Annotated in this window: 13 protein-coding genes and 1 pseudogene; 12 read left to right on the top strand and 2 right to left on the bottom strand. The window is 62.5% G+C overall.

Annotated features, from left to right (window positions below):
* The first annotated feature begins 92 nt into the window (after positions 1-92).
* From MCB86_RS07405 to MCB86_RS07375, 7 genes and pseudogenes are all read left to right on the top strand, one after another.
* Positions 93-386 (top strand): hypothetical protein, encoded by a 294-nt coding sequence (locus tag MCB86_RS07405; RefSeq protein WP_045163565.1) that lies wholly within the window; start codon positions 93-95, stop codon positions 384-386.
* A 139-nt stretch (positions 387-525) separates the two neighbouring features.
* Positions 526-1,905: an MATE family efflux transporter gene (locus MCB86_RS07400; RefSeq protein ID WP_239610481.1), complete on the top strand. Its 1,380-nt coding sequence runs from the start codon at positions 526-528 to the stop codon at positions 1,903-1,905.
* A gap of 3 nt (positions 1,906-1,908) precedes the next feature.
* Positions 1,909-2,367, top strand: coding sequence for a DUF2214 family protein (locus MCB86_RS07395; protein ID WP_045163567.1), 459 nt, complete (start codon positions 1,909-1,911; stop codon positions 2,365-2,367).
* Positions 2,368-2,455: 88 nt separating this feature from the next.
* Positions 2,456-3,286, top strand: a complete 831-nt coding sequence (locus MCB86_RS07390) for an NYN domain-containing protein (RefSeq protein ID WP_045163568.1) — start codon at positions 2,456-2,458, stop codon at positions 3,284-3,286.
* A 149-nt stretch (positions 3,287-3,435) separates the two neighbouring features.
* Positions 3,436-3,807, top strand: a pseudogene (locus MCB86_RS07385) (hypothetical protein); the annotation flags it as partial.
* Between the two features lie 722 nt (positions 3,808-4,529).
* Positions 4,530-5,591, top strand: coding sequence for an aromatic ring-hydroxylating dioxygenase subunit alpha (locus MCB86_RS07380; protein WP_239610480.1), 1,062 nt, complete (start codon positions 4,530-4,532; stop codon positions 5,589-5,591).
* Between the two features lie 48 nt (positions 5,592-5,639).
* On the top strand, positions 5,640-6,593 hold the full coding sequence (locus tag MCB86_RS07375; RefSeq protein ID WP_045163571.1) for a PDR/VanB family oxidoreductase: 954 nt from the start codon (positions 5,640-5,642) through the stop codon (positions 6,591-6,593).
* Between the two features lie 44 nt (positions 6,594-6,637).
* On the opposite strand, the gene MCB86_RS07370 is transcribed toward MCB86_RS07375, so the two are convergent.
* Positions 6,638-7,369, bottom strand: a complete 732-nt coding sequence (locus MCB86_RS07370; protein WP_239610479.1) for a GntR family transcriptional regulator — start codon at positions 7,367-7,369, stop codon at positions 6,638-6,640.
* A gap of 233 nt (positions 7,370-7,602) precedes the next feature.
* Between MCB86_RS07370 and MCB86_RS07365 the strand changes: the two genes are divergently transcribed.
* The gene (locus MCB86_RS07365) at positions 7,603-7,815 is read left to right on the top strand and encodes a hypothetical protein (RefSeq protein WP_239610478.1); all 213 of its coding nucleotides are present in this window, start codon (positions 7,603-7,605) and stop codon (positions 7,813-7,815) included.
* Between the two features lie 4 nt (positions 7,816-7,819).
* Here MCB86_RS07365 and mdtD read toward each other — a convergent pair whose 3' ends face one another.
* Positions 7,820-9,232 carry a multidrug transporter subunit MdtD gene (gene mdtD / locus MCB86_RS07360; protein WP_239610477.1) on the bottom strand — a complete coding sequence of 471 codons (1,413 nt, stop codon included), beginning with the start codon at positions 9,230-9,232 and terminating at the stop codon, positions 7,820-7,822.
* 326 nt (positions 9,233-9,558) lie between these two features.
* Here mdtD and MCB86_RS07355 point away from each other — a divergent pair, with 326 nt between their 5' ends.
* The 4 genes from MCB86_RS07355 to MCB86_RS07340 are packed head-to-tail and all read left to right on the top strand — an operon-like array spanning position 9,559 to position 12,690.
* The gene (locus tag MCB86_RS07355) at positions 9,559-10,092 is read left to right on the top strand and encodes an iron transporter (protein ID WP_239610476.1); all 534 of its coding nucleotides are present in this window, start codon (positions 9,559-9,561) and stop codon (positions 10,090-10,092) included.
* 13 nt (positions 10,093-10,105) lie between these two features.
* A complete protein-coding gene (locus MCB86_RS07350; protein WP_045163575.1) occupies positions 10,106-10,438 on the top strand; it encodes a cupredoxin domain-containing protein in 333 nt (110 codons plus the stop codon).
* Positions 10,439-10,459: 21 nt separating this feature from the next.
* A complete protein-coding gene (locus MCB86_RS07345; RefSeq protein ID WP_239610475.1) occupies positions 10,460-11,317 on the top strand; it encodes an FTR1 family protein in 858 nt (285 codons plus the stop codon).
* Positions 11,314-12,690, top strand: coding sequence for a 4Fe-4S binding protein (locus tag MCB86_RS07340; protein WP_239610474.1), 1,377 nt, complete (start codon positions 11,314-11,316; stop codon positions 12,688-12,690). The genes MCB86_RS07345 and MCB86_RS07340 overlap by 4 nt, the downstream gene beginning before the upstream one ends.
* The last annotated feature ends 79 nt before the right edge of the window (positions 12,691-12,769 follow it).

The following is a 12,769-nucleotide window of genomic DNA, read 5'->3' as shown; positions in this document are numbered from 1 at the left end:
ACCCGGGCCGTGGGAACTGCCGGACGGATTGATAGCCCAATGCCCCGAGGAACGGCTGCGCTTGCAGCTCCCGATCACGGCAGGAGAGCACCATGCGGGTGGAAAGTTTTTTCGAATGGTTGGGCCAGGCGCTCGGCACAGTGATTCGCTACATCGTCGACGCACTCAGCGGCTTTTTCAGCCTGTTCGCCGACGCCGGGGCCAACTTCCTGGAAGGGCTGTCCAGGACCCTGGGCATGGACCGCTCACTGATCAGCCTGATCGCCCTGGCGATCGGCCTGATGTTGCTGGTCGGGGCCGTTCGCGCCTTCTTCCGGCGCTCGATCATCGCCGGTGTGATCTATCTGTTCCTGGGCCTCTGGCTGTTGAGCTGGCTGATTCACTGACAGCTGGAAGCCAACGCGCGAGCGAACCATCAGCTCAGCGTTTCGATGAAACCTGAGTGTTCTTATCCCGCCACCTCATCCCTCGATTGGCCGCTCGCTTCGCCGCGACGTATCATGCCCCGCTGTCCTGGAGCTATACATGTCACGGCTATTGACCGCCTGGCAGCACGTCCCCACTCATAAACGAGTTTGGGCGCTGGCTGCGCCGATGATTCTGTCCAACCTGTCCGTGCCGCTGGTGGCCTTGGTCGACAGCGCGGTGATCGGCCATTTGCCGCATGCTCATCAGCTGGCATCGGTCGCGGTGGGCGCTAGCCTCTATACCCTGCTGGTATGGGTCATGGGCTTTCTGCGCATGGGCACCACCGGCTTCGCCGCCCAGGCCGCGGGACGCGAGGACGGAGGTGCGTTGCGCCAGGTGCTGCTGCAGGGACTGCTACTCGCGCTGGGATTCGCCCTGCTGCTGAGCCTGATCGCCCTGCCGCTCAAAGGTTATGCACTGCAGCTGATGCAGCCTTCGGCCGAGCTCAATGACCTTACCCAGCACTACTTCCACACCCGCCTGTTCGGCTTGCCCGCCGCGCTGGCGAACCTGGCGCTGATCGGCTGGTTTCTCGGCACCCAGAATGCCCGTGCGCCGCTGGCGATCCTGCTGACCACCAACTTGACCAACGTCGCGCTGGATCTCTGGTTCGTCATCGGCCTGGACTGGGGCGTGGCCGGTGCCGCACGCGCCTCGGTGATCGCCGAGTGGAGCGGCGTGGTGATCGGCGTGGTGCTCACCCGTGGCGCCCTGTCGCGCTATCGCGGCCGCCTGGATAGCCACGCACTGCGCCGCTGGGCGAGCTGGAAACCCTTGATGTCCGTCAACCGCGACATATTCCTGCGATCGCTGGCGCTGCAACTGGTGTTTTTCCTGATCACGGTGCAAGGCACCCGCCTGGGTGATGCCACCGTTGCCGCCAATGCGCTGCTGCTCAACGGTCTGATGCTCACCGCCCATGCACTCGACGGGCTGGCCCATGCGGTGGAAGCCCTCAGCGGTCACGCCATCGGCGCGCAGAATCGGACCGAGTTGCGCCGTATCCTCACGGTCGCCGGTGGCTGGTCGTTGCTCGCCAGCCTCGCCTTCGGCCTGTTCTTTCTCCTGGGCGGCGAGCTGTTCATCGGCCTGCAGACCGATATACCCGCAGTACGCGAAACGGCCATCGTCTACCTGCCCTATCTCGCCGCGCTGCCCCTGGTTGCCGTATGGAGCTATCTGCTCGACGGCCTCTTCATCGGCGCCACCCGGGCGCGAGAAATGCGCAATGCGATGCTTCTTGCCGTGGCGATTTCGCTACCATTGGGCTGGCTGCTGCGAGCAATGGGCAATCATGGATTGTGGTTGGCCTTTCTCGCCTTCATGCTGCTGCGGGGTATCTGCCTTGCCAGCATCGCCCGACGCCTGCAGCGCCAGCGGCAATGGTTCCACTCGACCCATGCGGCACCCGCAGCAACCATATCGAAAGGACACTGAAAAATGGCCTACGCCGTCGCGGCCTACCTGCACTTCGTAGCGATCTTCCTGCTCTTCGCCCTGCTGGTGCTTGAGCATCAGCTGTTCAGCCAACCACTGAGTCTTGAGCGGGCTCGCAGCCTGTTCCGCACCGATATTGCATTCGGCATCGTCGCCGGGCTGGTACTGATCACCGGCGCCGCTCGCGCCATGCGCTACGGCAAGGGCATGGACTATTACCTCAACAACAGTTTCTTTCATGCCAAGATCGGTGTGTTCGTGGCCGTCGCGCTGTTGTCCATCTACCCCACCGTCACTTTCCTGCGCTGGCGTCCAGCGCTGAAGGCCGGCCAGCCTCCGGCCATCAGCCCAGCGACCACCCGATGGGTGAAGCTGATCATCCGCGTCGAACTCCTTGCCCTGCTGCTGATCCCCCTGTTGGCCACCTTGATGGCGCGGGGGTTCGGCGTGATTGCGCAGTAAGGCATGAACCCCCACCACGTACATTGCCTCTGGCCGACGCCCCGCCACTGACGTTAAGGTCGACCCAAACCCACTCAGGGACGACCTCATGGCCGCCAAGCCCAGCAGCACCCGCCAGCAGATTCACCTCGCCGTACTGATCGATGCCGACAACGCGCCTGCGGCCATTGTCGAAGGCCTTTTCGAGGAAATCGCCAAGTACGGCGTCGCCAGCGTCAAGCGCATCTACGGCGACTGGACCAAGCCCAACCTCGGCAGCTGGAAGAAGGTACTGCTCGATTATTCGATCCAGCCAATTCAGCAGTTCGCCTATACCTCCGGCAAAAATGCCACGGACAGCTCGCTGATCATCGATGCCATGGATCTGCTCTACACCCGGCGCTTCGATGGCTTCTGCCTGGTTTCCAGCGACAGCGACTTCACCCGCCTGGCCGCCCGCCTGCGCGAGGAGGGCCTGACCGTCTATGGATTTGGCGAACAGAAGACGCCCTCGCCGTTCGTCTCCGCGTGCGACAAGTTCATCTACACCGAAATCCTCCGGGCCGACGCACCAAAGACCTCTCAGGAACCACCCAGCAACGGTGAGAAGTCTCCTACGCCGGCAGCGCCGGAAAAAACCGAGGAAGACACCAAGGCCGCCGACAAGAGCGCTCAGGTCAAATCGCAGAAGGTGCCGGTGGACTTCATCGCCAAGGTGCTCAGCGACATTGCCGACGATGAAGATGATTGGGTCCAACTGGGCCTGCTGGGCTCGAACATCAGCAAGCTCCGCCCAGCTTTCGATCCGCGGCTTTATGGCTTCAAGAAACTCAGCGACCTGATCAAGTCCCAGCCCAAGCGCTTCGAGCTGGAATCCCGCGGGACGACCTCGACCGGTGGCAAGGCGCTTTACGCACGCAATCTCAAATCTTCCAAATAGCCTTTCAGCCATTCAGGTCCCACACCGCATCGCATGTGCAGCGTCGCTGCCGCTGTCGCGGCACAATCATTTTGCAACCAATCCAATGACCAGCGCCGAACCCTCGCCCATCGAACCCTTCTAAGCACACACGACTCCAGGAGGTTCCCATGACCAAACCACTTCTCATCGCCTGCGGCCTGGCCCTTTGCGCGCCGATGGCCTTTGCCCAGACACCGAAACCCGAGGTCATCACGCACCTGAACGGGCTCGATGTCGAGGTCAGCGCCATGGGCGTGCCCACCTCGACGAGCGCCGAGGCTGGTGTCGAGCTGGTGGGCATTCGGGCGGTTCGGGTCATGAACAAGAGCGAAGAAACCGTGACCTGCGAATTCCACGTGCCGGATGAAGCACGCGCGGATACCTCGGCCCCACCGGTTTTCACCGTTACCTCGAACAGCCAGCGGGTCGAGCGGGTACCGGGAGACTATTCGCCCGACAAGCCCTTCGCGGAATTGACCTGCCGTGCCGCCAACCAGAGTGTCGGTACGCCGACGGCGGTGCCGTCCAGCGAGCCGAGTACCGAACCGGCTGAGGCTGAGGCGCCTGCCGCTTCTGGCGCAGAGGACGGAGCAATGCGATCACGGGAAGCGTCCGGCCGCGACCGCTGAGCGCCCGACGCACCGTTTGCTCGACTACACGAAAACGAGCACAGGAGTATGGCGGCAGGCAGAATCTGTCCGCCGCGCTGTGATGCGCGTGAAAGTCCCCGTGTGCCTTCCGCTGGCGTTGCCTTTGAGCTACACGCCTAGCCTCATGCCTGCGAGCCTGATTGGATGGAATCTGGATCCGCTCATGCACCTGCGCGGCCATTTCCGTCGAATCCCCCACGGGCTCCGTCATCTGCCGCCTGAGCCGTAACCCCGCCGAAGAATGGTAAGACGCCGAAGCGGATCTGACCGACCTCAACGCCGAGTTCTTCGTTGGCAGCGACCTGCCCTTGCAGGAGAGCCCTTACGGCATGGCTGCACTCATGACCAACTTATTTACCAGCCCTTACAGCGCGGCGATGCGAGCATCTGACAAATCCAATAATGGATCCATTTGAATTCACCTCACCTATTGCTCTCCGGGAAACACAACGCTCTAAGCCGAATAAGGGCGATAATCGGACGTTTATCGGGCTTTGATTTGACATCGACCTAAAGCAAGGAAACTATTGGATCCAATAAAAACAAACACAGCCTGTGCTGGAGATCCTCTCATGTTTCCAAAAAACACTTGGTATGTAGCCTGCACCCCGGACGAGATCGCCGAGAAGCCGCTCGGCCGACTGATCTGCGGCGAGAAAATCGCTTTCTATCGCGGCCCGCAGGGCAAGGTCGCGGCGGTCGAGGATTTCTGCCCGCACCGTGGCGCGCCGCTGTCCTTGGGTTTCGTCGAAGATGGACAACTCATCTGCGGCTATCACGGCCTGAGTATGGGCGCCGACGGCAAGACCGCCGCGATGCCGGGCCAACGCGTGCGCGGCTTCCCATGTATCCGCAGCTACCCGGTGGAGGAGCGCTACGGTTTCATCTGGGTCTGGCCGGGCGACGCCGAGCAGGCCGACCCCGCACTGATCCACCATCTGGAATGGGCCGACAACCCGGACTGGGCCTACGGCGGCGGGCTGTTCCACATCAATTGCGACTATCGCCTGATGATCGACAACCTGATGGACCTGACCCACGAGACCTATGTCCACGCCTCGAGCATCGGCCAGAAGGAAATCGACGAGGTCGCGCCGGCCACCACCGTCGAGGGCGACAGCGTAATCACCAGCCGGCACATGCAGAACATCATGGCCCCGCCGTTCTGGCGCATGGCCCTGCGCGGCAACGGCCTGGCGGACGACGTCCCAGTGGATCGCTGGCAGATCTGCCGCTTCACCCCACCGAGCCATGTGCTGATCGAGGTGGGCGTGGCTCACGCCGGCAAGGGCGGCTACGAAGCGGCGGAGGCCGACAAGGCGGCGAGCATCGTTGTGGATTTCATCACCCCGGAGACCGAGACCTCGATCTGGTACTTCTGGGGCATGGCGCGCAGCTTCAAGCCCGACGATCAGGAACTCACCGCAAGCATCCGCGAAGGCCAGGGCAAGATTTTCTCCGAGGATCTGCAAATGCTCGAGCAGCAGCAGGCCAACCTGCTGGCGCACCCGCAGCGCCAACTGCTCAAGCTGAATATCGACGCCGGGGGCGTGCAGGCGCGGCGCATCCTTGAACGACTGATCGCCGCAGAACGGACCCAGGCCACGTTGCCCGAGCTGATCGCCAGTAGCTGATCATCAGGCCCGGCATAGCCCATCCCCTTACCGCTCAAGGAGCCGACCGTGATCGAAGTCATAGTGATTGCGCGCCACAACCAGGCCGAGGACATCTGCAGTTTCGAACTGGCCCGAGCCGACGGCGCACCGCTGCCCGCATTCACGGCCGGCGCGCATATTGACGTACACCTGCCCGGCGGCCTGGTCCGCCAGTATTCGCTGTGCAACCACCCGGACGAAAACCACCGCTACCTGATCGGCGTTCTAAAGGATCCCGCTTCGCGCGGCGGCTCCCAGACCATGCACGTGCAGATACAGGTCGGCCAGACGCTGTCAATCAGTGAGCCGCGCAATCTGTTTCCCCTAACCGAAGATGCCCGACGCAGCCTCCTGTTCGCCGGCGGCATTGGAATCACACCGATGCTGTGTATGGCCGAACGTCTGCACCAGCTCGGTGCCGATTTCGAGCTGCATTACTGCGCTCGCTCGGTCGAGCGAGCAGCCTTCCTCGACCGCTTGCGGGCAGCGCCATTCGCCGACCGGGTACAGCTGCATTTCGACGATGGCGCGGCCGCACAGCGGCTCGATGCCAGCGCTCTGTTGGCTGAGCCCGGCGCCGATACACACCTGTACGTGTGCGGACCGGGCGGCTTTATGGCCCACGTGCTGGATACCGCCAAAGCCCAAGGCTGGGCCGACGAACGCGCGCACCGCGAGTATTTCGCCGCCGCGCCCGTCGACCATGCGCACGACGGCAGCTTCGCCGTGCAGCTCGCCAGCAGCGGCCAGATCATCCAGATCCCTGCCGACCAGAGCGTGGCCGAGGCCCTTGACGCCGCCGGCATCCTGATACCGTTGTCGTGCGAACAGGGGATCTGCGGCACCTGCCTGACCGGCGTGCTGGCCGGCGAACCGGAACACCGCGATCTCTACCTCAGCGAAGAAGAACAGGCACGCAACGACCAATTCACCCCTTGCTGCTCGCGGGCGAAAAGTCCGTTGCTGGTTTTGGATCTGTAAAGCGTACTACGCAGGCGCCGCCGCCTTCCGAATTAGGCTGGCGCTTATCCAGCTTCGTCCGCCTGGCTCTTGTGGATCACTTTGAGCCCTTCACTGGCGGTTTTTGCCGGTCCGAAGATCTCCGCGTAGCGCAGAGTCGCGTTGGCATGCTCGCGCATGATCGCTTCGGCCCGGGCACCCTGGCCGTTGATCAAGGCGTCGAACACCGCGTGGTGCTGCATATGAGCGAAATTGAAGCGGCGATACTCGCGCGCCATATCATGCAGGTCGACCGCCAGCGAGCTGACCGAGGCGAACGGCAGGTGGTCGTTGCGCGACAGGGCGTCGGCGATGGCAGGGTTGCCGCTGGCTTCGAGGATCAGCTGATGGAAGTGCATGTTCAGTTCGTGGTAGGCCTCGAGATCCTCCTCCGTGACGTAGCCTTTGCCGAACAGCCGGTCGCCTTGCTCCAGACATTCGCGTAGAGACTGACGCACCTCGGCATCGATGCCGCGCTCGGCGGCCTGGCGCGCGGCCAGCCCCTCGAGCACTCCGCGTACCTCGACCGCGCCGGCAATTTCCACGGGGCTGACTGCGCGCACCGTGTAACCGCGCCCGGCGCTCTTGGCCAGTAGGCCCTCTTGTTCCAGGGTGCGAAAGGCGATGCGCACCGGCGTACGGGATACTTCCAGCAATTGCGCCGTAGGAATCTCTGCGATGCGCTCACCCGCCGCCAATTCCCCGGAGGCGATCATCTTGCGCAGCGCGATCAAGACCCGCTGACCCGGCTTACTCATGGGATTTCCCACTCCTCGACCTGACGGACGCCATCATAGCGCAGCCGAACAGCGCTCAAGGCGGGCTGGATAAAGCATCTGCCGGAAACGCGACCACCGCATCGATAGACCGTTCAGCGGAACGCGATGGTAAGGCGATGAGCGGGCACGGATAACAAAGCGCCAGCTGTCAGAATGACATCACTGCTACAGACGAGCAGCCACCTTCTAATCCGAGCATGAGCCTGCGAACCATGTCTTCTGAAAAACTCTACACCATTGTTCTGGAACATAGTCTGGAGGTACTCCTTGAGGCCGCCACAATGGAGCAGGTCGAGGCGTTCTGGGATGCGCATGACACCCGCTATTTCGGCCTGCGCATGGAGGAAGAAAACAGCTACCACGCGCGGGTGATCGTGACTGACGAAATACCCGAGGAAGAAGAAGCCGATCTCTGTATCGGCTGATCTGTCACTCGTCGTCGATGAGTCGGGCGGCCATGACCTGCTTGCTGTCGAGCTGAAAGAACAATGTGGCGGCCAGCATCGACATCCCGCCGATGCACAGGAACGTCAAGTGGAACGCTTGCAGCACGGCCTCGCCGTCAGCGCCCGGGACCGTGAAGCCGCCCAGCAATGCGCCCGCCGAAGCCACCCCCAGGCTCATCGACAACTGCACCACCACCGATAACAGGCTGTTGCCGCTGCTGGCATTCTGGTTGCTGAGCCCGACCAGGGTCACGGTATTCATCGCGGTGAACTGCATCGAATTGACCATGCCGATCAGGCTCAGCTGCAGCAGCAGAAGCACTGTCGGTGTGTGTGCGTCGATTGTCGCGAGGCTCGCGATCAGACTGCCCAGCAACAAGGTGTTGCCCACCAGGATGCGCCGGTAGCCGAGCCGGTCGATCAGCGGTTTGGCCAGGGGTTTGATCAACATTGCACCTAGTGCCAGCGGGATCATGCTCATGCCCGCCTGCGCCGGAGAATAGCCCAGTGCGACCTGCAGCAGCAACGGCAGTAGGAAAGGCAGCGCCCCACTGCCTAGGCGTGCGAACAGATTACCGAAAATGCCAACGGCGAAACTACGCGTGCGGAACAACGTCGGGCTGAACAAGGGTTCGTCGACATGCCCGGCGCGCAACCAATAGGCCGCCAGGCAAGCGCTGCCAATCACCATTAATAATAGAACGCGGGCGTGAGGCATCTGCATTTCCCCCAGGCCTTCGAGCGCAATGGTGATCAGCACCATCGAGCCACCAAACAGCAAAAAGCCGACCGTATCGAAACGCATCCGCTCACTGCTCTTCAGATCGGGCATGAAGCGAAGCGCGGCGATGCAGCCAACCAACCCGACTGGCAGGTTGATCAGGAATATCCAGTGCCAGGAGGCGTATTCCACTAGCCAACCACCGAGGGTCGGGCCGATCAGCGGACCGACCATGCCCGGCAACGCAATGAAGGTCATCACCCGCACGAACTCGCTGCGCGGATAGGCGCGCAGCACCACCAGACGCCCGACCGGAAGCATCAGCGCGCCCCCGATCGCCTGCACCACGCGAGCCATTACCAGCTGATTGAAGCTCGCACTCATCGCGCAGAGCAACGAGCCGAGCGTGAACAACACGATGGCCGAGAAAAAGATGCGTCGAGTGCCGAAGCGATCCGCCACCCATCCGGACGCTGGAATCAGCAGTGCCACGGTGAGCATGTAAGCAATGACCACGCCCTGCATGCGCAGCGGGTCCTCGGCCAGGTCACGGGCCATTGCGGGCAGCGCCGTGTTGAGAATGGTGCCATCGAGGGTCTGCATGAAGAACGCGATGGCGACCAGCCAGGGCAATACACGGGCGGATCGAGCATCCAGTGCGATGGCTTGAGGCATAGAATTCCCCGACTCGAAAATACATATGGTAGGCCGCTAACGATATCTCCCGCAGCTTTTATCGAGCCTCATAAACACACCGGACAGGGCTGCCCTGGCATGCCGAGGCCAACCACTTCAGCGTCCACCCCGGTGCGACAACTCAACGCACCCAACGGCTCCAGGACACAGCACGCGGAGCATCCAGGCTCTGTGGAGCGTCGGACACAACCCATTCGGGCTATACGTAACAAAGTATTTCGATCAGAATTGACGCGAATCATTATCGTTAAGTATCACAGGTGCGAACCTCTCCACACATTCCATCTCTGCTCTTCGGAGGCTTCATGCGCATTCCTGCCACCCTCGCCGTTGCTTCGTTGCTACTCACTCCCCTCGCTCAGGCCAAGGAATACCCCATCGGCGAACCGCAGCAATGCGGCGGTATGGAAGTCGGTGCCGTGTACCTGCAGCCAGTCGAAATGGAGCCGGCCGGAATGATGCTCGACGCGGCCAAATCCGACGTGCACCTGGAAGCCGATATCTCCGCTACGGAAAACAACCCCAACGGCTGGCAGGAAGGCAGCTTCGTCTCCTACCTGAACATCAGCTACGCGCTGACCAAGAAAGGCTCGGATGAGAAAATCGAGGGTGACTTCCACCCGATGGTTGCCAACGACGGCCCGCACTACGGCGACAACGTCAAGCTGATGGGTCCGGGCAAGTACCGGCTGACTTTCACCATCTCGCCGCCGGATGGCAAGCACAGCATGTTCGGCCGTCACGTGGACAAGGAAACCGGAGTCGCGCCCTGGTTCGAGACCTGCAAGCTGAACTACGAGTTCACCTACGCCGGCATCGGCAAGAAAGGCGGCTATTGAGTCGGAGGTCAGCATGCGAGGCATCCTGCTCCCTACCCTCGCCCTGCTCGCTGCCGGTTTCGCCGGCGGCGCCCAAGCCGGGTTACCCACCTACGAACTGACCATCCGTGACGGCCATTTCGAGCCGGCGACAATCGAAGTGCCGGCTCGCCAGCGCTTCAAGATCGTCGTCATCAATGCCGGCAGCGGGCCGACCGAGTTCGAAAGCACGCCGCTGCGGGTGGAAAAGGTCCTCTCGCCCGGCGTCACCTCGTTTGTCGTGATTCATCCGCTCAAGCCGGGCCGCTACCCCTTCTTCGATGAGTTCCACATGGACCTCCCGGAAGGGGAAATCATCGCCAAGTAGTTCCTTCACAGGAGAAGCGACATGGGCCAATCAATGTTCATCGTCTGGCGCGAAAGCGTCGAGGCGCTGCTCGTCATCGGCATTCTGCACGCCTGGCTGAGCCAGCAACCCGGCAATCGCCACGCGCTGCGTATGCTCTGGGCTGGTGTAGGCGCAGGCCTTGGCCTGGCGACGTTGCTGGCCTGGGGCATCCTCAGCGCCGGGGACTGGCTGGCCGGCCCGGCGGGCGAATGGTTCCAGTGCGCCATGCTGTTGGTTGCCAGCGTGCTGATCCTGCAGATGGTCGGCTGGATGCATCATCATGGACGCGATCTCAAACGCAATCTGATCGACAGCGCCAGCACACAGCTGAGCCAGGGTAACGGTGTCGGACTGCTGGTGTTGGCCATGCTTGCCGTGGCGCGTGAAGGCAGCGAGACGGTGGTCTTCCTGTACGGCATCGGCCATCAGCAACAGGGCATGGACCTGACCAGCTTCGTCATTGGCGGTCTGCTCGGTTTCGGCCTGGCACTGCTCAGCTACGCCGCACTGCAGGCGGGCAGCCGGTTCTTCTCCTGGAAACGCTTCTTCAAGATCAGCGAAGCCTTGCTGCTGTTGCTCGGCGCCGCCCTGCTGATGGCCGGACTCGACCGTTTCAGCGGTCAACTGATGGGCATGGACGTACCGGAACTGTTCTATACAGCCTTCGGCGATCCGCTATGGGACACCTCCGCCCTGCTCGATGACGGCGGCACCCTGGGCAGCACCATCGCCGGGCTGACCGGCTACCGAGCAATGCCTTCGCTGGCGGCGGTCATTCTCATGGCCTTGTACTGGCTGGCCGTCTGGGCCTGGTTGCGGCCGAAGGCGGAGGCTCGTCTGGAGGCGCATCCAGCATGATAGCCAACGCTCCCTGGCTGGCGCGTATCGGCGACCTGCTGCGCCAGCATGCCAAGACCATCCGCCTGATCCAGTGGCTGGTGGTCGGCTTCTATCTGGTCCTGTTGCTGGTGCCCGCCGTGCTTTCGCTGCCGCCTTCCGAGGCACGCATGCTGGACAACATCACGGTGTTCGCGCAGTTCCTGTTCTGGGGGCTGTGGTGGCCGTTCGTGTTGCTGTCGATGGTGATTTTCGGCCGACTCTGGTGCGGCGTGCTCTGCCCGGAAGGCGCGCTCAGCGAATGGATCAGCTGGCGCGGGCTGAACAAGCGCACGCCGCAGTGGATCCGCTGGAGCGGCTGGCCGACCATCGCCTTCGTGCTGACCACCGTCTACGGCCAGCTGATCAGCGTCTATGACTATGGTCGGGCCGCCGCATTGATCCTCGGCGGCTCCACCGTCGCGGCGATGATCGTCGGCTTCCTCTACGGACGCGGCAAACGCGTCTGGTGCCGCCACCTGTGTCCGGTGAGCGGTGTGTTCGGCTTGCTCGCGCGTCTGGCGCCGATGCACTACAGGGTCGACGAGCAACGCTGGCAGGCCAACCAAGGACCGAAGCTGGCGACCCCCAACTGCGCGCCGCTGATCGACATCCGCCGCATGCAGGGAAACAGCGAATGCCACGCCTGCGGTCGCTGCAGTGGCCAACGTGGGGCCGTCGCCCTCGCCGCCCGTTCGCCCAACGAGGAAATCCTCATCGTCGGCAACCAGCCGCAGCACGGCCATTGGGACAGTACGCTGCTGCTATTCGGCATGATCGGCCTGGCCATGGGCGCCTTCCAATGGACGGTCAGTCCCTGGTTCATCACCCTCAAGCAGACCGCCGCCGAGTGGCTGGTCGATCGCGACATCTTCTGGCCGCTGGAGGCCAACGCGCCCTGGTGGCTGCTGACCCACTATCCGCAGGTCAACGACGCCTTCACCTGGCTCGATGGTGCAGCCATCCTTACCTACATCGGTGCCAGCTCGCTGCTGATCGGTGGTGCGCTGTGGTTGCTGTTGCGTGGCGCAGTGCGCTTGATGAACCGCCGCGATGAGGTTTTCCACCACCTCGCGCTTGCGCTCACGCCCCTGGGTGGTGCTGGGCTGTTTCTCGGCCTCTCGGCGACCACCATCAAGCTGTTGCGCTACGAAGGGTTCATCCTCGCCTGGGCACAGCCGACCCGCGCACTGCTCCTGGCCGGTGCTATCGGCTGGAGCCTGTACTTGGCGTGGCGGGTAATCAGCCGCCATGGGGCCAATGGCCTGCGACGGCTCAGTGCGTTAGGTTGCGTGGGACTGGCGACTGCGGTGGTGGGTTACGGCTGGTATTTGCAGTTCTGGGGTTGGAGCTGAACAGGCGCCCTGTCGGGCTCCGCCCAGCCTTCTTTTGGCGATCCCAGCCGCATTCGGAAACAAAGCGGACCCTCTGATA

Source organism: Pseudomonas sp. KSR10 (assembly GCF_022355455.1).
Lineage (GTDB): Bacteria > Pseudomonadota > Gammaproteobacteria > Pseudomonadales > Pseudomonadaceae > Stutzerimonas > Stutzerimonas stutzeri_E.
The sequence above is the reverse complement of the archived record's forward strand: the minus strand, read 5'-3'. Positions and strand labels throughout refer to the sequence as shown.

What these genes read in the sequence shown, in the direction of transcription:
- MCB86_RS07405 (WP_045163565.1), top strand. Translation starts at nt 93, where the DNA reads ATGCGGGTGGAAAGTTTTTTCGAATGGTTGGGCCAGGCGCTCGGCACA.
- MCB86_RS07400 (WP_239610481.1), top strand. Translation starts at nt 526, where the DNA reads ATGTCACGGCTATTGACCGCCTGGCAGCACGTCCCCACTCATAAACGA.
- MCB86_RS07395 (WP_045163567.1), top strand. Translation starts at nt 1,909, where the DNA reads ATGGCCTACGCCGTCGCGGCCTACCTGCACTTCGTAGCGATCTTCCTG.
- MCB86_RS07390 (WP_045163568.1), top strand. Translation starts at nt 2,456, where the DNA reads ATGGCCGCCAAGCCCAGCAGCACCCGCCAGCAGATTCACCTCGCCGTA.
- MCB86_RS07380 (WP_239610480.1), top strand. Translation starts at nt 4,530, where the DNA reads ATGTTTCCAAAAAACACTTGGTATGTAGCCTGCACCCCGGACGAGATC.
- MCB86_RS07370 (WP_239610479.1), bottom strand. Translation starts at nt 7,369, where the DNA reads ATGAGTAAGCCGGGTCAGCGGGTCTTGATCGCGCTGCGCAAGATGATC.
- MCB86_RS07365 (WP_239610478.1), top strand. Translation starts at nt 7,603, where the DNA reads ATGTCTTCTGAAAAACTCTACACCATTGTTCTGGAACATAGTCTGGAG.
- mdtD (WP_239610477.1), bottom strand. Translation starts at nt 9,232, where the DNA reads ATGCCTCAAGCCATCGCACTGGATGCTCGATCCGCCCGTGTATTGCCC.
- MCB86_RS07355 (WP_239610476.1), top strand. Translation starts at nt 9,559, where the DNA reads ATGCGCATTCCTGCCACCCTCGCCGTTGCTTCGTTGCTACTCACTCCC.
- MCB86_RS07350 (WP_045163575.1), top strand. Translation starts at nt 10,106, where the DNA reads ATGCGAGGCATCCTGCTCCCTACCCTCGCCCTGCTCGCTGCCGGTTTC.
- MCB86_RS07345 (WP_239610475.1), top strand. Translation starts at nt 10,460, where the DNA reads ATGGGCCAATCAATGTTCATCGTCTGGCGCGAAAGCGTCGAGGCGCTG.
- MCB86_RS07340 (WP_239610474.1), top strand. Translation starts at nt 11,314, where the DNA reads ATGATAGCCAACGCTCCCTGGCTGGCGCGTATCGGCGACCTGCTGCGC.